The organism is Paraniabella hibiscisoli, assembly GCF_022512515.1.
GTDB classification, from domain to species: Bacteria; Bacteroidota; Bacteroidia; order Chitinophagales; family Chitinophagaceae; genus Niabella; species Niabella hibiscisoli.
Window position 1 is genome coordinate 1,436,347 of the sequence record NZ_JAKWBK010000001.1, and the last position, 15,498, is coordinate 1,451,844.

27 protein-coding genes and 1 pseudogene are annotated in these 15,498 nt (G+C 41.7%); 24 read left to right on the forward strand and 4 right to left on the reverse strand.

What is annotated here, in order from left to right:
* The first annotated feature begins 27 nt into the window (after positions 1-27).
* The 3 genes from MKP07_RS42330 (at position 28) to MKP07_RS09400 (ending at position 2,749) form a co-directional block, all read left to right on the forward strand.
* Positions 28-972, forward strand: a complete 945-nt coding sequence (locus MKP07_RS42330; RefSeq protein WP_394803550.1) for a SusC/RagA family TonB-linked outer membrane protein — start codon at positions 28-30, stop codon at positions 970-972.
* Between the two features lie 75 nt (positions 973-1,047).
* Positions 1,048-1,413, forward strand: a complete 366-nt coding sequence (locus tag MKP07_RS09395; RefSeq protein ID WP_240846974.1) for a RagB/SusD family nutrient uptake outer membrane protein — start codon at positions 1,048-1,050, stop codon at positions 1,411-1,413.
* Positions 1,391-2,749 (forward strand): RagB/SusD family nutrient uptake outer membrane protein, encoded by a 1,359-nt coding sequence (locus tag MKP07_RS09400; protein WP_240846975.1) that lies wholly within the window; start codon positions 1,391-1,393, stop codon positions 2,747-2,749. The genes MKP07_RS09395 and MKP07_RS09400 overlap by 23 nt, the downstream gene beginning before the upstream one ends.
* A 150-nt stretch (positions 2,750-2,899) precedes the next feature.
* On the opposite strand, the gene MKP07_RS09405 is transcribed toward MKP07_RS09400, so the two are convergent.
* From MKP07_RS09405 to MKP07_RS09410, 3 genes and pseudogenes are all read right to left on the reverse strand, one after another.
* Positions 2,900-3,058 (reverse strand): hypothetical protein, encoded by a 159-nt coding sequence (locus tag MKP07_RS09405; protein WP_240846976.1) that lies wholly within the window; start codon positions 3,056-3,058, stop codon positions 2,900-2,902.
* 3 nt (positions 3,059-3,061) lie between these two features.
* Positions 3,062-3,166, reverse strand: a pseudogene (locus tag MKP07_RS42335) (cupin domain-containing protein); the annotation flags it as partial.
* Positions 3,160-3,336, reverse strand: a complete 177-nt coding sequence (locus MKP07_RS09410) for a cupin domain-containing protein (protein ID WP_240846977.1) — start codon at positions 3,334-3,336, stop codon at positions 3,160-3,162. The pseudogene MKP07_RS42335 and the gene MKP07_RS09410, both read right to left, overlap by 7 nt.
* A gap of 81 nt (positions 3,337-3,417) precedes the next feature.
* On the opposite strand from MKP07_RS09410, the gene MKP07_RS09415 reads away from it, so the two are divergent.
* The 16 genes from MKP07_RS09415 (at position 3,418) to MKP07_RS09485 (ending at position 12,157) form a co-directional block, all read left to right on the forward strand.
* The gene (locus MKP07_RS09415) at positions 3,418-3,732 is read left to right on the forward strand and encodes a TetR/AcrR family transcriptional regulator (protein ID WP_240846978.1); all 315 of its coding nucleotides are present in this window, start codon (positions 3,418-3,420) and stop codon (positions 3,730-3,732) included.
* Entirely contained in the window at positions 3,695-4,087 is a 393-nt protein-coding gene (locus MKP07_RS09420) for a hypothetical protein (protein ID WP_240846979.1), read from the forward strand. Before MKP07_RS09415 ends, MKP07_RS09420 begins: the two co-directional genes overlap by 38 nt.
* Before the next feature lie 54 nt (positions 4,088-4,141).
* Positions 4,142-4,342 (forward strand): type 1 glutamine amidotransferase family protein, encoded by a 201-nt coding sequence (locus tag MKP07_RS09425; protein WP_240846980.1) that lies wholly within the window; start codon positions 4,142-4,144, stop codon positions 4,340-4,342.
* 38 nt (positions 4,343-4,380) lie between these two features.
* Complete coding sequence (locus MKP07_RS09430; RefSeq protein ID WP_240846981.1) at positions 4,381-4,737, forward strand: DJ-1/PfpI family protein; 357 nt, start codon at positions 4,381-4,383, stop codon at positions 4,735-4,737.
* Between the two features lie 81 nt (positions 4,738-4,818).
* Positions 4,819-5,094, forward strand: coding sequence for a DUF4272 domain-containing protein (locus MKP07_RS38125; protein ID WP_262919227.1), 276 nt, complete (start codon positions 4,819-4,821; stop codon positions 5,092-5,094).
* A complete protein-coding gene (locus tag MKP07_RS09435; RefSeq protein ID WP_262919228.1) occupies positions 5,043-5,465 on the forward strand; it encodes a DUF4272 domain-containing protein in 423 nt (140 codons plus the stop codon). The genes MKP07_RS38125 and MKP07_RS09435 overlap by 52 nt, the downstream gene beginning before the upstream one ends.
* A gap of 31 nt (positions 5,466-5,496) precedes the next feature.
* Positions 5,497-5,868 carry a hypothetical protein gene (locus tag MKP07_RS09440; protein WP_240846982.1) on the forward strand — a complete coding sequence of 124 codons (372 nt, stop codon included), beginning with the start codon at positions 5,497-5,499 and terminating at the stop codon, positions 5,866-5,868.
* A 74-nt stretch (positions 5,869-5,942) separates the two neighbouring features.
* Entirely contained in the window at positions 5,943-6,335 is a 393-nt protein-coding gene (locus tag MKP07_RS09445) for a hypothetical protein (protein WP_240846983.1), read from the forward strand.
* A 15-nt stretch (positions 6,336-6,350) separates the two neighbouring features.
* Positions 6,351-6,803, forward strand: coding sequence for an SRPBCC family protein (locus tag MKP07_RS09450; RefSeq protein ID WP_262919670.1), 453 nt, complete (start codon positions 6,351-6,353; stop codon positions 6,801-6,803).
* Between the two features lie 23 nt (positions 6,804-6,826).
* Positions 6,827-7,261, forward strand: coding sequence for a hypothetical protein (locus MKP07_RS09455; protein WP_240846985.1), 435 nt, complete (start codon positions 6,827-6,829; stop codon positions 7,259-7,261).
* 271 nt (positions 7,262-7,532) lie between these two features.
* Positions 7,533-8,153 (forward strand): hypothetical protein, encoded by a 621-nt coding sequence (locus tag MKP07_RS09460; RefSeq protein ID WP_240846986.1) that lies wholly within the window; start codon positions 7,533-7,535, stop codon positions 8,151-8,153.
* 465 nt (positions 8,154-8,618) lie between these two features.
* Positions 8,619-9,074: a DUF3667 domain-containing protein gene (locus MKP07_RS09465; protein WP_240846987.1), complete on the forward strand. Its 456-nt coding sequence runs from the start codon at positions 8,619-8,621 to the stop codon at positions 9,072-9,074.
* Positions 9,071-9,337, forward strand: coding sequence for a hypothetical protein (locus tag MKP07_RS09470; RefSeq protein WP_240846988.1), 267 nt, complete (start codon positions 9,071-9,073; stop codon positions 9,335-9,337). The genes MKP07_RS09465 and MKP07_RS09470 overlap by 4 nt, the downstream gene beginning before the upstream one ends.
* 1,071 nt (positions 9,338-10,408) lie before the next feature.
* Entirely contained in the window at positions 10,409-10,855 is a 447-nt protein-coding gene (locus tag MKP07_RS09475) for a helix-turn-helix domain-containing protein (RefSeq protein ID WP_240846989.1), read from the forward strand.
* Positions 10,845-11,408 (forward strand): PIN domain-containing protein, encoded by a 564-nt coding sequence (locus tag MKP07_RS09480; RefSeq protein ID WP_240846990.1) that lies wholly within the window; start codon positions 10,845-10,847, stop codon positions 11,406-11,408. The genes MKP07_RS09475 and MKP07_RS09480 overlap by 11 nt, the downstream gene beginning before the upstream one ends.
* Positions 11,409-11,635: 227 nt before the next feature.
* A complete protein-coding gene (locus MKP07_RS09485; protein ID WP_240846991.1) occupies positions 11,636-12,157 on the forward strand; it encodes a leucine-rich repeat domain-containing protein in 522 nt (173 codons plus the stop codon).
* Positions 12,158-12,283: 126 nt separating this feature from the next.
* Here the strand turns inward: MKP07_RS09485 and MKP07_RS09490 are convergent, their stop codons facing one another.
* The gene (locus MKP07_RS09490; protein ID WP_240846992.1) at positions 12,284-12,655 is read right to left on the reverse strand and encodes a winged helix-turn-helix transcriptional regulator; all 372 of its coding nucleotides are present in this window, start codon (positions 12,653-12,655) and stop codon (positions 12,284-12,286) included.
* A 124-nt stretch (positions 12,656-12,779) separates the two neighbouring features.
* Between MKP07_RS09490 and MKP07_RS09495 the strand changes: the two genes are divergently transcribed.
* The 5 genes from MKP07_RS09495 to MKP07_RS09515 all read left to right on the forward strand — a co-directional run bounded on the left by MKP07_RS09495 (position 12,780) and on the right by MKP07_RS09515 (position 15,362).
* Positions 12,780-13,574, forward strand: coding sequence for an SDR family oxidoreductase (locus MKP07_RS09495; RefSeq protein ID WP_240846993.1), 795 nt, complete (start codon positions 12,780-12,782; stop codon positions 13,572-13,574).
* A 21-nt stretch (positions 13,575-13,595) separates the two neighbouring features.
* Entirely contained in the window at positions 13,596-13,919 is a 324-nt protein-coding gene (locus tag MKP07_RS09500; RefSeq protein WP_240846994.1) for a nuclear transport factor 2 family protein, read from the forward strand.
* 221 nt (positions 13,920-14,140) lie between these two features.
* Positions 14,141-14,821, forward strand: coding sequence for an EF-Tu C-terminal domain-related protein (locus MKP07_RS09505; RefSeq protein WP_240846995.1), 681 nt, complete (start codon positions 14,141-14,143; stop codon positions 14,819-14,821).
* On the forward strand, positions 14,818-15,132 hold the full coding sequence (locus tag MKP07_RS09510) for a hypothetical protein (protein ID WP_240846996.1): 315 nt from the start codon (positions 14,818-14,820) through the stop codon (positions 15,130-15,132). The genes MKP07_RS09505 and MKP07_RS09510 overlap by 4 nt, the downstream gene beginning before the upstream one ends.
* Positions 15,129-15,362, forward strand: coding sequence for a hypothetical protein (locus tag MKP07_RS09515; protein WP_240846997.1), 234 nt, complete (start codon positions 15,129-15,131; stop codon positions 15,360-15,362). Before MKP07_RS09510 ends, MKP07_RS09515 begins: the two co-directional genes overlap by 4 nt.
* Positions 15,363-15,498: the final 136 nt, after the last annotated feature.

Genomic DNA, 15,498 nt, shown 5'->3' on the forward strand with positions numbered 1-15,498 from the left:
TATTATAATAAAAACACCGATAACATTTTGTACATGGTTCCCATAAGCGGGTTAACCGGTGTAACCAGCATTTGGAGAAATATAGGCGAAATGAATAACAAAGGGATCGAGGTATCCCTGGGAGGAGATATCGTTCGTAACGAAGACTGGTTATGGAGCCTCGATGTTAACCTGGGTTATAATACCAATAAGCTCACCAAACTATATCCTACAAAGAATGCAGATGGCACTTATTCGGTAAAACCTGTAATCATCGGAGACGGTTTGGGCATAGCAGGCTCTGCACAACGTGTATTAGAACCGGGCCGCCCGGTTGATACCTATTACCTGAAAGAGTGGGCGGGAGTAAACCCGGAGAATGGTTCGCCATTATGGTATAAAGTGCAGCGCGATGCCAATGGCAACGAAACAGCACGGGATACTACTTCAAGGTATGCACAGGCTACATTTGAAAAACTCTACAGGGCATCTCCTACTTTCTTCGGTGGATTTTCTACTGCACTGCAATACAAACAATTTGATATGAGCGCAGTATTTGGTTATGCCGTAGGCGGTAAAATTTATAACTATTCAAGGCAGGAGTATGACTCTGATGGTACTTATACCGATCGTAACCAGATGAAGCTGATGCCCGAATGGAGCCGTTGGCAGAAACCGGGCGACATAGCGACACACCCGGTAGCCAGGTACAATAATACCCAGCAAGGCAACCAAATGTCTTCGCGTTATCTCGAAGACAGGGATTTCCTGCGGCTGCGCTCACTTACGGTTGGTTACAATGTAAAGCTTAGCCGGTTTAAAGTAAATAACCTGCGTGTGTTCTTTGCCGGTGAAAACCTGTTTGTTATTACCAATTATTCAGGAGTAGACCCTGAGATACCGGCCAACGACGGCGCTGTTTTAAGCTCTACCGGTCCATCGGTATACCCTGCCACCCGCAGGTATATGTTTGGATTAAATGTGTCATTCTAAACATATACAGCAGCAATCTTTATCAATGCTATTGCTAAAAATGATAGCGGTCGAAAACAATAAACATTTATACGAATGAAAAAGATATTTATCATACTACTTATATCGGCGCTGTTCACCTCCTGTGATATAGACCGGTATCCTTACGGATCCATGGACTCAGATAGAATCGTTACAGATCCGGAAGCTTCCCTGCAGTCTTTATTAAATGGTACTTACGCACAATTAAAAGCCTGGTCCGATCCTATGCATCGTTGCGGCGAGTATGCAGGAGATAATATAATGATCAGGGGCTCCTCTACCGACGCATTTTATGAGTTTATCTCATTCTCCCGTTCCCCCAATAACGGCCGCTTAAACCAGTTCTGGAACTCTGGTTATAAAGCCATCGCGCAGGCCTCCAATGTTATCAATATGATTGAGGAAGGAAGGAAAAAGTGAAGACATTGATAATAACCTGGGAGAATGTTATTTTATACGGGGCATGTTATATTTTTATTTTGTAAGAGCTTACGGGCGTCCGTATTATCAAAGCCCCGAAACCAATCTGGGTGTGCCTATTGTTAATGGAACACCTCCCGATGTGATCAACCTGGAGCTGCCCGACCGTGCCACTGTAAAAGCTACTTACGAGCAGGTGATCAGCGACCTGAAGAAAGCCGAAACATTGCTTACCAAAAAGAAAGGTCCCGTATATGCTTCAAAAGGCGCAGCCCAGGCCATGCTGTCGCGGGTTTACCTGTATATGAGCGGTACCTACCAGGCGCCCAACAGGGAGTATGCCCAACTGGCGGTTGATTATGCCGATAAGGTAATCAGCACCGGTGGCTATTCATTACTGCCGCGCGAACAGTTTATGAAATACAATACCCTGAAGCCGGAGAATAATGCCGAAACCATTTTTGCGGTAAAACGGGTGGCTTCTGAATTTTCAGGTTTTGATCATTATTACGGTGTAGGCGGTATGTATGCCAATATTGGAGGAATGGGTTGGGGTGAAATGTATGCCAGTGCCAAGCACATCGCTTTATTGAATGAAACCGGGCGTAACGACTGGCGCCCTGCCAAATACAAAATTGTAGATGCCCGTGCAGCTTTTATTGAGCCCACCTATGCGGCCGGTGGCGCTGAAGTTTTTCGTTTTATTAAAGAAGATGGTCCTAATGTGCTCAATTATGTACAGGCAACTATTACACGCAGCGGAGGTACTATAACTTGTAAAGAGGGAGATATTACCTACACGCTCACCCCGGTTGATGCCGCACAGGAAATTTATTCTGTACTGTATAAGGATGGAAAAACATATACCGGTGTTATTGACAATTTCATTTCTCTTAACCGTGTGTATCCGCAGTTTTATATTGTAAAATGCTCGCGCGAAGGCGAAGATTCACATCTTCACTCCCCGCTTATAAGCAGGTTGGGAGAAGTATATTTAAACAGGGCCGAGGCTTATGCAAAGCTGGGTAATTACAGCCAGGCATTAACCGATTTGAATACCATTCGTACGCGTTCTATAGCAGGTGGCGGCTATTCGTCGATCGATGCATCCAATGCAAGCGAACGAATAGATAAGGAGCGCCAGCTGGAGCTTGCTTTCCAGGCAGAGCGCAGCTATGATGTGTTTCGCAATGGCGGCTCTTTAACGCGTCGCTATCCTGGTCCTCACCAACAGTTTGAAGCAATAGCACCCACCGATTACCGGGTGGTTTATTATATTCCTCAGGACGCCATTAATTCTTATCCGGGAACATTAACACAGAACCCAACTCAATAATTGGTAAACACGTTTATTGGAAAAAAGCTTTGCAAATACTGCAAAGCTTTTTTAATGCATTGATTCGTTTTTAGGTATGGAGCATCTGCAGCCTGTGCTGCTAAGGGTTATTGTATTTTTTGTTTAGAAGGCAAAATAATATCCTGAAAGCTATCCCATTACAATATGCATATCATAGCTGGCCGACTGCCGCGCCAGGTTGCCCAATAGCTGGGGTGCCACCGATTTTTCAAATGCATTCTCTTCTTTTGCATCAATGCCAAATGTTTCAAAAAGAGACATAAAGCCTTTGGGGCTATGCACATTCATAAAGCGACAGTTTTCGGTGCCCGCATTTTTAAAAGTATGGAGTGTATTAGCTGGTATATCGATGCTTGAACCTGCCTTAACAGTGACAGCCTTGTCGCCAATTAGAATTCCATTTCACCTTCGATTACCATAAAAAGTTCATGATAACCCTGGTGATAATGAGGGGGAGGGCCCGGTACGCCCGGTGCGCTGATGCCTTCCATTAAATCGTAATCACCTGAGGTTTCGTGCAGAATAATTTGGTGCCCCATGCAAACCAGCTCTTTGTTCGATTTCATTTTTTTAGTTTATTAGACGATTGTCTCACGAATATAGAACTTAGTTTTCGCAATCACAAATTTTTATAAGATATTTGTCTCATGAGTAACGATAACATATCGAGTGGCCGCATCAACCAGAAATTGAAAACGCAGCAACGCATACTGGAAACAGCCAGGAAAATGCTGCTTTCTAAGAAAGATTTTTCTTTAGAAGATGTTGCTGCCAAAATGCAGATCTCCAGGGCTACTATTTACAGGTATTATCCCAATATCGATATTCTTTGTTTGGATGTAGCCATTGCCATGACCAATAAAGACCCGGAAGACTTTTCTTTTTACGTAAAAGATATGGACCTGGCACAGTCTCTCTTTTTATGTGCAGGACTACTTCAACAACCTGATACAAAAGCATGAAACACCGTTTAGAAAGTACCTGAGCCTGGTGCTCGATAAATCGGTAAAGGGCGAAAAGGCCAGCGCGCACCGGGGTGGCAGGCGACCTAAAACACTGGAAGTGGTGATGCGGCCTTTTCGTGACGAGGTTGGAGACAAGAACTATGAGAACTTAAAGAACATTGTAACCGTACTTTGCGGTGTTGAACCGTTGATCGTTAATAAAGATGTGAACCGCCTCAACAACAGGCAATCTAATGAGCTGTTGAAATGGGCATTGGAGATGATTTTAAAAGGTATTGCTGCCGATAAAAAGGCAGGTAACAATAAGCCCTACTTATTTTTCCCGTTGCAGCAGTATTGCTGTATCAGGTGAAAACATCACCCGGTACTAAAAGCAGGTATTGACTAAGCAACGTATCTTTAAAAGATGATGAAAGTAGCGGTATTGCTGTTTAATAATTTTGAAACCCTCGATGTTTTCGGGCCGGTGGAAGTATTCGGCAGACTTGATGGTTTATATACCATAGCGTTTTATTCACTGCGTGGCGGCCTCATCAGCAAGCAACATGGCGTTGTTCTTTCGACCGGTAAGCTGGAAACCATTACTAACCCGGTTGAAATTTTTTAGTTCCCGGCGGTTTGGGTACCCGAACTGAGGTTAATAATTTGGCGCTCATCGAAAAAATAAAAGCAATATCCGATCAAAGCAAATATGTATTAACGGTATGTACCGGCAGCGCCTTGTTGGCCCGAACCGGTTTGCTCGATCATAAAAAAGCCACTTCCAATAAAAGGGCCTTCGCCTGGGTAAGCGGTAACGGACCACATGTGCAATGGAACAAAGCGGCCCGCTGGGTAGTGGATGGTAAATTCTATACCTCGTCCGGGGTAAGCGCAGGCATTGATATGTGTTTAGGTTTTTTGAGAGACCGGTACGGGATTGAATTTGTAAGAAAACTGGCAACTGAAATAGAATACAACTGGGTGGAAGATAGCAGCGATGATACCTTTAAGGCGATGTGATTCAATGCATAAAACTCGCTGGTGAAAAACACCAGCAAGGGCTAAAAAAATGAACTGCCTGACTATTAGAAACTTATATTTATGAAAACAGCCGAAGAGCGAAAACTGGAAACAGAAGAATTATTAAGGGAACTGAATATGCCGTATATAGACCATTTGCCTTTCATCGAAGAGGAAACCGAAACCCGGCTAAGAACCGCACGGGAGATCGCAGAACGGATTCTGATTTTAACCTATCTGAATTATGTATCAGAAGTTCCTGCAGATGCTTCGAAAGTGATCGTATTTTTGAAAGCAAATGCACTTTGGGACAAAGTGTCGCCTGCAGAAAAAGACCTGTTCCAAAAAAAATCCTAACGAGGCAGGAAGAGGTTAATATTTCCTGGCGTACAGAAGCCATTTGGTTATTGCTTTGGGCTATCCATAAAGTTGAAAATCTGGCACTCCCCACTCACGAAATTGAGCCTAACGATATCTTCGAAAGGCTTCCTGAGTTTTTAAGTGACCCGTCGGGTTTTATTAGAGAAGCCATGGTCAGACCCACTTCAGCAATTCTGGATATGTCTGATCTTGTGTACCGGCTCCATTGGGCAGCAAAAAACGCAGACCTGAATAATGAACCTATGCCTGGCGGACTCAAGTTAAGCATTGTAATGGAGCGGCACTACGCCATCAACTGGCTTACTTTTTATGCTGATGACTGGGACGATATAACATTAGATACCTAGAAGTATCTTTGATTAGTATAGAAATTTGCAAATGAAAAACGAATTAAAATATCTGGAGCTTAAAACAGGTTTTTCCGACGATGGCCCGGCATGGATCGGGTATGTATCTTTTTCAAAAACGGGGAGAATGCTGTATTTTAATGGGAAGGCTTTTCATGGAAATGGGCACGGCAACTGTTACGATGTTGAAAGCGGGGAGCTGTATTGGATAACAGGTATAAAACACAATGGCGATAACCGGCATCCATTGGGTAAAGGTGTGATTCATATGGACAAGGATGCTGTCGAAGAATATGAATCAATTACCGGGGTAAAAATTGAGAATAATAAAAGCTATAAAATCATAACAGTTCAATCTACCGATAAAAGCCGGATTCGTCAAATGATGAATGAAAAGCTATAAAGTGAATGTAGAAAACAGGAATCATTTTCAAGGATAAAAAATGAATAATGCGGATATTCGTCTTACTTATAATATTGCAAGGATTAAACCAAACTGCCAGAGCCGATACCATTGATTACTGGCATGTTTACTACAATAAGATCAAGATAAAGGAGTATAACCTTAATACGAGAGAAACAGTTATCTTAAAAGCCAGGGACATAAAAAAAGCGGATAAACTTGTAATTAAATACTTTCGGGATACACCTTGCAATAACTGTGAATCGGCTATGACAATCGAAAATGACAAGCATGTTGTGATCTTGAAAGGAATGGGAAGAGGAACTTTTAACCCTGTCGGTATCTCTCTTTACGATCTTTTGCAACACCATATAAGAACTAAAGAGAACATTTATTCAGTTTTTTACAATGAAGGTCAACATAGGCTGGAAAAAGAAGATCCGATTTTTAAAATTAAATTGGAGTAATATCTAATCGTGATGATGAAGAACAGCAAATTCACCAGGAGCATAATGATTCGTTGTAATGCAGAGACTGCATTTGACTATACGCAGGATTATGACCATCGTTTGAATTGGGATAGTTTTTTAAAAAAGGCGGAACTTGTAGAAGGAGCAAAAGCTGCAGGTCTGGGTGTTAAAGCCTGGTGCGTTGCTAAAAACGGGTTGGGTATGGAAACCCAATATGTGTCTTTTAACCGTCCGAGGGCAACAGCCATTAAAATGACTAAAGGTCCCTTTATGTTCCAATTGTTTTTAGGGTCGTGGACCTTTAAAGAAGTACAGGCAGAATTGACAGAAGTTGTTTTTTTATACTCCTTCAGGCTCCGGTTTCCTTTTAACATGATAAGTGGTACAATCAAAAGAAATTTACAGACGAACGTGGAACAAAGGCTAAGAGATCTGAAAAGCGTTATTGAACAGTCGAAGGCATAAAGCAGGCGAAAGACAAAGTTTCTATGAGAACAAAAAAATCAATAAGACATGATGAGCAAGGGGAGCGGGAGATTGAAAAAGCAGTTGCAAGATTTTCGCAGCGCCTGATGTCGGATTCTAAATGGGTAAAACTAATCGGAAAGTTAATAGAGCACATTGACAAAGTATGCAAAGTAAAGTTTAAGAAAGTGCAAAGTGATCAGATAGGCGAATTATACCTGGAAGCCGACACGGCGTTTGGCTTCGATTATTGGGAGGACGGATTTGAAGAACACAATTCTTTAGGAGGCGTATTGGCATTTAAAGAAATTGAATACCTTTTATTTCCTAAGGTTATCGATAAGGACGAACCTGTTGAGCAGGATATCAAGTATATCGAGGAACTGATAAAGAGTATCGGAGACTTTTGCCTGGATATAGATGAGCAGAGGCTAAAGCTAATTGGTTACAGAGCATAAAATACGATGCGCTTATTAAATCAAAAGTGACAACAACATACAATATCAATTGGCTAACAGATAAGTTTCAGAACGTCGATCATCTAAGTTATCTTTATTTATGGGGACTTACGAATAAAACTGGAGCAATTACCTTCAAAATCGTTCTCCCAAGGAGAAGACCATTTACCAACTAATCTATCTACTACCGCAGGAATGTAACGAGTCTTATGGGTAATCTGCTGGCTTTAAGGGCTTTAAAAGGTCACATGAAGAAGACAAGCATCAAATAATGAGAGATTTATTAGCTTTAATACTGATCGATTGGAGAACCTTAATTCGCGGCTGGCTGCTGTGTTTTGCCCTGTCTTTTCCCTTTATGTTTTTACCCACTATTGTTGCCAATGGCTGGTTGTTGACCCCGCTTTTTCGGCGTATTCCTCAGGCCACATTATATGCAGGCTTGTTTGCTTTAGCAATAATTATTGCGGCGGTTGCGCAGAACTATCAGTCGCTGGCTGCCAGGAAGAGGATCTTTGATCAACCGGCATTTGAGCGCCTTTCATTTTACGGTAGGCTTGATGGTTTAGGCAGCATGAGTAATCACATTGAAACATTTTTAGTAGGAAAAATCAGCAAGTATTTTTTCCGGATTAATATAATCGACCCGGGAGCTGCAGTACTTGAAATAAAAATCGTTCCCTTTATCGATTTATCTGCTGATCCCGATTTGATGAAACAGATAGAGCAGGGCTCTAACTTTCCCGGGGAGTTATTTTTCGGGCAGGTGATAGGCTTAACCCAAAGTGAACTCCAAAGCGAGACGATTCTGTTCGATCGGCTAAAAGAATGGGATAAAATATTAACTGAACATGGAGCATTGCCGATAAATGTGGACGTGGGTGAACTTTGAGACTTGAAGTCTTAAGTAACAAATTAATCCCGGGGCGGCACCCTAGGGAGTAGACCCTTTACTAGCTATCCTTCAGTGCCAATGATAGGTTTACAATCTCCATAGTTATTGTTATTCCGACGCCCGCGAAGCTGGCGAGGAATCTGCTCGATTCAAGAGACCTTTCGGCTGCGCTCCGCTCAAGATGACGATTCTTTTTTGGCATCGTTCTATTATTAATAATTCTTGCCACGATTGATGTTTTTCATCAACCGCCTACAGCCGCCATTATCTCCAAGATTGTCTTGCTATTTCCTGCCAACCTGTTTCTATTGATTAAAAACACCATCAGGCATTTATGCTCCAATCCCTTTTAATCTATCTTTGCCCCCTTTTTAGCCACCGGTTTTGCGGACAAACCTTTTCCAGGCAATGCGCTACAACCTTTGGCAATTGACCCATACCCTTACGAACAACTAAACATACATGAGCAACTGCAAAAACTGCAACGAGCCCCTCACTGGTAAATATTGTGCTGCCTGTGGACAGCCTGCCCAGCTTAAACGGGTAGATTCTCATTATATCGTACACGAAATAGAACATATCCTGCATTTTGAAAAAGGCATTTTATACACCATTCGTGAACTCATGCTCCGGCCCGGACAAAACGTGCGGCATTTTCTTTCCGAAAATCGCAGCCGGCTGGTAAAGCCCATTATCTTTTTAATTGTAGCCTCACTGATCTATTCGCTCATCAACCACTTCTTTCATATTGAAGATGAGTATATGAGTTTCGATGGAAATGAGGCCTCTGCCACCGCAGCAATTTTTGCATGGGTGCAGGCGCATTATGGCTATGCCAATATCATCATGGGGGTATTTATCGCCTGGTGGACGAAGATCTTTTTCGCAAGCACGGGTTCAATATTTTCGAAATATTGATACTGCTTTGTTTTGTAATGGGCATTGGCATGTTGCTATTTGCGTTGTTTGCCATTTTAGAGGGTGTAACACATCTCAGGCTTATGCAGTTTGGAGGTATCGCCGCCCTTATTTATTCCGCCTGGGCCATCGGGCAGTTTTTTAGCCCTAAAAAAGCAGGCAGCTATATTAAGGCCTTAATTGCTTACCTGCTTGGCAGTCTCAGCTTTGTTATTGTTGCGGTAGCTATTGGTATTATTATCGATCTGATATTTAAGAAATAACGAAGTCATCTTATTAGACAGATTAATTGGAACTGGCATTTAGGTTTATACATGTTGCCGGTTGGTGTTTAATGTGGCCTTGCAAAAATGGCGTCAAAAAAACAATTGAAGTAAGCCGTTAAAAAGCCGCCACTGTTCGAGCCTGCAGGGTCTGAATAACTGCCAGCAATTATGGAGCGAGTTTGGCGGGTTTAGGCTTACAAGATTGCTTTTAGCCATTTTTTCAAAGCCTTGAATTTTTGCTCCACTTTTGTTTCAAGACAAAAGTGGAAAAAGAAATAGCAGAACGCACATTTACTATTAATCAATTGGATGAATTATACAATTTACGGACGAAATATTAATGTTAACATAACTAGCCAATACTAAACGAGGTGCCTCTAAGGGAGGCATGCCCACCTCCGAGGTGGGTTGGGATGCCTGAAGCCTGGGTTCACCCACCAAAGATCTAAGTTAGCAGTTCTTCTACCTTTGCCATCGCAGCCCGCGGCTTTGCTGTTGCGGTAGTAAGATAACCCTACCTGTATTTGAGCTGAGTTAACCCGGTAAGTACCTGAGCTGATGCATTGTAAAGCAGAGAGCTGAGGATGTTTACCCAAGTTCGCCCGATGGTTTTATGAATTGGAGAGGTATCTTCCTGAGTTCGCGAAGCTCCTGTACCCGGCCGCGAAGGTTAGGGCTGGGGCGACTAATTTTAGAGCTTTGCGCGCGAAGTCTTTCATCCAGCTGGCAAAGGTCTGCATTATTCGGCCGAAGGTTTTAATCCCGCCGCCGGAGTTCGGCGCCCTCAGCCGAAGCAAAAACTTAATTGGCGAAGGAAAAGGTTCGCGAACTCGCGGTAGGGGTGGGTAAAGGTGTGGAACATATAGTTTGTCTTTCTGTATTTGCTAAAAATCAATGGAATACTATTTACATAGTGCTCAACATAGGTGGAACTAGTTGAGAAGACATCAACTCAAAGAAGCGAAGGGTATGCAAAACCTCACTGTGTTGCTAAGGCTGAAGTTGCCGGGGAATCATTGTTGTTTCGTTTATTTCGTTTAATTTTGTATTGTAACAAAATGACAAATCATGGAGACAATAGAAAAAGTAAGTAAGGCCGAACAGAAAGTAGCTATTGAATCCTACGATGCTTTAGCCGCTGTTATCGAACAATTAAAATCGAGCAACCCCGAAATAGAAATAGAAGAAACCGGCGAGAAAATTAAGATTCCTCTTAAAGCCCTGAAGTTTTTAGGACAAATGCTGAAAGCAATGAGTACGGGAAAAATGATTTCCCTCGTGCCTGTCGCTACTGAAGTAACTACACAACGGGCGGCAGAAATGTTAGGATGTTCCCGGCCACATATCGTTAAGCTTTTAGAAAAAGGAGATCTAGATTTTACCAAGGTTGGGAAGCATCGGCGCATTAAATTTGAAGATGTTGTTCAGTATAAACAGAAAATGAAAGAAGAGCAAAAGAAACACATTACAGATATCATGAGCTCTGACGAAGAAAGCGGTTTGTATGATTCATAGCGTTCGGTTTATAGCAGTACTCGATACCAATGTAATTTATCCGGTTGAGATAAGAGACCTGCTATTTTGGTTTGCACACTATGATCTCTATACCCCAAAATGGAGCATTCATGTATTTGATGAGTGGAAAGAAGTGATGATACGTAAAGGCGTTAGCCTGGAAGAAGCAGAGCGGCGTGTAGCTAGAGCTAATCTAGCTTTTCCGGATGCGCTGGTAACTAAATATAACGGTTTGATACAAGGCCTTACATTACCCGATCCCAAAGACTGTCATGTTTTGGCTGCTGCAATAAAATGCAATGCCAATGTGATAGTAACCAATAATCTCAAAGATTTCCCGCTTGAATACCTGGCCTCATTTGGCGTTGATGTAAAATCGGCCGATGACTTTCTTACCGATATTATAGATTTAAACCAGGCGCTGGCTATTAAGGCTTTCAGAGAATTGGTTTTAAACAGGAAAAACCCTGACCTGGATGAATACGAGGTTTTAGACCGACTTAGAAAAGCGGGTTTAACTGATACGGCCAATTATATACATGCACTTATATAATGTTCGCCTCTTTCATAGCAATAAGAATATAAATGATTTAATAGTAAATGCCTGACGAAACACCGCTCACAACCAATTGCTCAATGAAAAGCTAAGGAAGAAAATATGAACTTTCAACTCAACAAAAATTGAGCGAACTAGCTGGCTGGTTTAAATTGAAAAATGGTTAGCGAAATTGATACAGTGACTTTTCAGTACGACATTAATAAAACAATAATTACAGTGTTATGAGATCTTATCTTATTATTATACTTTTAACATTTGCCGCTTGTACTTTCCAAAGCAATTCGAAAACTACTGAAATAGACCTTGCCAATAAAAACTTATCAGCAATTCCAGACAGTATTTTTTCTCTGACTCACCTGGAGTCTTTGCAATTAGGAAACAATTTTACACTGTATCCACCTTTATCAGCGTTAGGTGCTGATAAGCCCGAAGGTGAAAACTTGAATAAAATAATGAAAATTCCAGGGAGTATAAAAGTTTTGTATAAGTTACGCTTTTTGGGTATGTGTTTTAACGACCTGAAATCGTTGCCAAGCGAAATCGGTGAGCTTAGAGCGCTTGATACATTAGATCTTTCTTTTAATGAGCATTTAAACATCGCAGCAGAATTTGAAACATTAAAAGAAATGACATGGCTCAAATATCTCAACGTTATTGCAACAAATACTGACACAACTACAATTAGCAAACTACGCAAAGCACTTCTTTATACCAAGATCGACGCAACACCTGAAGACCTGTAGGCTAGTCGCCTGGATAAAAACCATAAGAACTCGTAAGTAATTATAACAATTAACTCACATTTGTGTGCGGACGCATATTTCTGTTATATCGAGCTGGTAGCAACCTCGTTGACCAAGCCACGGTTGTCATTCGGCTAACGAACTTCCCAGCCTTCTCAAAATCAGCTCCCGCAACCGTGCTTCATTTTCGTCGCCCCAATTTCCCAGCATGGCAATTACAGGGATCAGTGTTTTACCAAACTCTGTTAAACTGTACTCTACTTTTGGCGGCACTACTGCGTAAATTTTCTTTTCAATTAATTCATGATCTTCCAGTTCCTTCAGTTGCATATTGAGCACACGCCTGGTGGCATCAGGAATTTTTCGCTGCAGCTCACTGGGGCGTTGATGTCCCTGGTGGATAAACCACAACAAACGGATTTTCCATTTGCCATACAGCACTTCACCTATTAAATCCAAACCACAATTCAGGTTCGGCAACATTTTTCTTTCATACATACAACAAATGTAAACCTATGTTCCAAATGGCACAATAGGGGATAAATTTATCACTATGTGAATCGTATTTCCGTACTTGTAAGAACTAAGCATAAGTCTCATTTTTGCCCTAAATACATAAACAATGACACAGGATTTTAATTTCAACAACGAACTTTCCGGCAAAATAGCATTAGTAACAGGCGGCACCAAAGGCGCGGGAAAAGCAATAGCAGAGCGGCTGCTGCAAGCCGGAGCCACACTGATCATTACTGCAAGAAATGCACCGGAACAGGAAAGCGGCAACAGGCACTTTATAGCCGCTGATTTAAGCAAAACTGAAGGAAGCAAGAAGGTAGTTAGCGAAGTGCTGTCTACTTACGGCAGGCTGGACATTCTCGTAAATAATCTGGGTGCTTCATCCACGCCAGCGGGTGGCTTTGCTGCGCTGTCAGACGAAGATTGGGAAAGCACCCTGCAGGCCAATTTGCTGGCCCCGGTACGGCTGGACAGGGGCTTTCTGCCGCAAATGATAGAAAATAGAACCGGTGTTATTATTCATATCGCCTCCATCCAGGGCATATTGCCGTTGTATGATTCTACCTTGCCTTATGCCGCTTCAAAAGCCGCATTAATTAATTACAGTAAAAGTTTATCCAACGAAGTAACCCCAAAAGGCGTTCGTGTGCTTACGGTTTCACCCGGGTGGATTAACACAACGGCATCGAAAGCCTGGCTGGGCGAGATTGCCAGAAATGCCAACAGCACGGTAGAAGAAGCGCAACAAAGTGTTATGAATGCTTTGGGCGGCATACCGTTTGGAAGACCAGCCGAGCCAGGGGAAGTGGCAGAATTTGTTGGCTTTTTGGTATCGCCAAGGGCAAAATATTTAACAGGAACCAATTTTGTAATCGACGGTGGCACGGTGCCCACTATTTAATAAACCTTAAAATTTAAAATCATGAATTTACCAAATGTAATAGCCCGGTTAGTAGCCACACAAAACAGCTTTGACAGCCTTGGCTATGCCCAATGTTTTTCTGAAACCGCTGTGGTTTTTGATGAGGGCAAAACACACCAGGGAAGACCAGCAATCGAAGAGTGGATTGCAGACTCTAACCAGCGATACCGGGCTACGATGAAGCCTGTTGGCTTTGAAGAAAAACAAACGGAAAGCATTTTAAAAGCAGAAGTTGCAGGTAATTTTCCCGGCAGCCCTCTTGTACTATCGTATCATTTAGTAATTGTGGATAAGTTGATACAGTCATTGAAAGTTACGGGTTGACAAACAGCGCAGCAGGTAATACTTTTTTTGACAAAGCAGGGCTGAAGTGCATACTTCAGCTTTGTGCTGCTGATAGGTTCTGGAGATTATTACCCTGGAATTCTATATCTAAAATTTTGGTCAATACGTAACAGGATTGTTTCGCTTATATTTGAAGTAACCTTTTGAAAAAAGGAGATCAAGATTATTTCCATTCTACTTTAGCTAATATATAAGAGTAAATGCTCAACGAAACACCGCTTACAACCATTCAGCAGTTAGAAACTTTAATTGTCATAGATCGGTCAATACATCCGCTAAGGCAAATCGCATCTTCGTTTGTTGGCGCTATGAACGACTGGGATACCGAGGGTCAGATAAGCATTGCTGAATTCATCAAGGAAACAAAAGATTTTTTTGGTACGCCACTCACAATAGATGCAATCAATAACAAGCCCATTGGTCTTTCTAACAATAGCGCCTGGAAATATGAGGCAGGAAGCTCCCTCGTTGAAATGATCAGGCTTTCTCAACAAGTGTATCAGCAATCGGATTTTGATCAGATCGCTGAGGATATGATTAGCTATTATCAAAAGCAATTAGAAAAAATAGACTTCCTGGCAGATCTTAAATATTTAGATACATCAGAAGGCGGACGCAAAACTCCCGCATTTTCAAAATACCGGCCACAAATTAAGTTCGGCTTCGACGATATGCAAACCTCCGGCGAGCAGACTTTTATTAATAAAACTGTTGTAAATCCGGGAGAAGAAGTGGAAGCATCTATTCGTATTATTGCAGTAGATCATTTTAAAAACCGGTTACAGGAAGGAATGGCCTTTGAGTTTCGGGAAGGTCCAAGAATAATTGGAACGGGCGTAATTGTACAATTGCTAAATGAAAAGCTAAGAAAGAAAATATGAACTTTCAACTCAATCAAAATTTGGGAAACTGGCTGGCCAGCTTAAACGGAAAAATCGTTAGCAAAATATATCAGGTAGATTACAATGAAAAGCGGCATGAAGACGATTATTTACCCTGGCTATTTTTGATCACGTTTGCAAACCATTATCAATTTTTACAAATAGAAGGAGACTTAGACGCAGAGCATATTAAAATAGACCTATTTGAAATGGACGTATTAGAAAGCGGCTTCGTGAATACAACCTTCGAGAGGAACCTCATTTATGGCAGGTCTATCCAACAACAAAAGATGAAACGCTCGGGCAATTGATCGATAAGCAAATTGAACTGATTGAGTATGGTATTGACAAAGACGAGTACGAGATAAGCGGAACTCTTATGAAAGGCGAAAAAGATGTTTTTAGATTTATCCGCTTTTACTGCGAAAATACCATCATTACTGTTTTTGAAGCTATGGGGTTAGGCATCTCGGATGATCCTTTCTTTAAGTTGAGCTTTAGTAATTCATTTGATACCTATAATACCAGTCCTGTTTTATAAGGCTCATCCCATTGATTGTTCTATTTTCTTACCCCGTTTGGTGTTTTTCACCAAACGCTTTATCCTTAGTAATGCTTTTTCAATCTGGTTGTGTTCCCGCCGACCCCTAATGCCATTGATTTACAATCAATTTACA

What these genes read in the sequence shown, in the direction of transcription:
- MKP07_RS09395 (WP_240846974.1), top strand. Translation starts at nt 1,048, where the DNA reads ATGAAAAAGATATTTATCATACTACTTATATCGGCGCTGTTCACCTCC.
- MKP07_RS09405 (WP_240846976.1), bottom strand. Translation starts at nt 3,058, where the DNA reads ATGAATGTGCATAGCCCCAAAGGCTTTATGTCTCTTTTTGAAACATTT.
- MKP07_RS09410 (WP_240846977.1), bottom strand. Translation starts at nt 3,336, where the DNA reads ATGAAATCGAACAAAGAGCTGGTTTGCATGGGGCACCAAATTATTCTG.
- MKP07_RS09415 (WP_240846978.1), top strand. Translation starts at nt 3,418, where the DNA reads ATGAGTAACGATAACATATCGAGTGGCCGCATCAACCAGAAATTGAAA.
- MKP07_RS09425 (WP_240846980.1), top strand. Translation starts at nt 4,142, where the DNA reads ATGATGAAAGTAGCGGTATTGCTGTTTAATAATTTTGAAACCCTCGAT.
- MKP07_RS38125 (WP_262919227.1), top strand. Translation starts at nt 4,819, where the DNA reads ATGAAAACAGCCGAAGAGCGAAAACTGGAAACAGAAGAATTATTAAGG.
- MKP07_RS09440 (WP_240846982.1), top strand. Translation starts at nt 5,497, where the DNA reads ATGAAAAACGAATTAAAATATCTGGAGCTTAAAACAGGTTTTTCCGAC.
- MKP07_RS09450 (WP_262919670.1), top strand. Translation starts at nt 6,351, where the DNA reads ATGAAGAACAGCAAATTCACCAGGAGCATAATGATTCGTTGTAATGCA.
- MKP07_RS09455 (WP_240846985.1), top strand. Translation starts at nt 6,827, where the DNA reads ATGAGAACAAAAAAATCAATAAGACATGATGAGCAAGGGGAGCGGGAG.
- MKP07_RS09460 (WP_240846986.1), top strand. Translation starts at nt 7,533, where the DNA reads ATGAGAGATTTATTAGCTTTAATACTGATCGATTGGAGAACCTTAATT.
- MKP07_RS09465 (WP_240846987.1), top strand. Translation starts at nt 8,619, where the DNA reads ATGAGCAACTGCAAAAACTGCAACGAGCCCCTCACTGGTAAATATTGT.
- MKP07_RS09475 (WP_240846989.1), top strand. Translation starts at nt 10,409, where the DNA reads ATGGAGACAATAGAAAAAGTAAGTAAGGCCGAACAGAAAGTAGCTATT.
- MKP07_RS09480 (WP_240846990.1), top strand. Translation starts at nt 10,845, where the DNA reads ATGATTCATAGCGTTCGGTTTATAGCAGTACTCGATACCAATGTAATT.
- MKP07_RS09485 (WP_240846991.1), top strand. Translation starts at nt 11,636, where the DNA reads ATGAGATCTTATCTTATTATTATACTTTTAACATTTGCCGCTTGTACT.
- MKP07_RS09490 (WP_240846992.1), bottom strand. Translation starts at nt 12,655, where the DNA reads ATGTATGAAAGAAAAATGTTGCCGAACCTGAATTGTGGTTTGGATTTA.
- MKP07_RS09495 (WP_240846993.1), top strand. Translation starts at nt 12,780, where the DNA reads ATGACACAGGATTTTAATTTCAACAACGAACTTTCCGGCAAAATAGCA.
- MKP07_RS09500 (WP_240846994.1), top strand. Translation starts at nt 13,596, where the DNA reads ATGAATTTACCAAATGTAATAGCCCGGTTAGTAGCCACACAAAACAGC.
- MKP07_RS09505 (WP_240846995.1), top strand. Translation starts at nt 14,141, where the DNA reads ATGCTCAACGAAACACCGCTTACAACCATTCAGCAGTTAGAAACTTTA.
- MKP07_RS09510 (WP_240846996.1), top strand. Translation starts at nt 14,818, where the DNA reads ATGAACTTTCAACTCAATCAAAATTTGGGAAACTGGCTGGCCAGCTTA.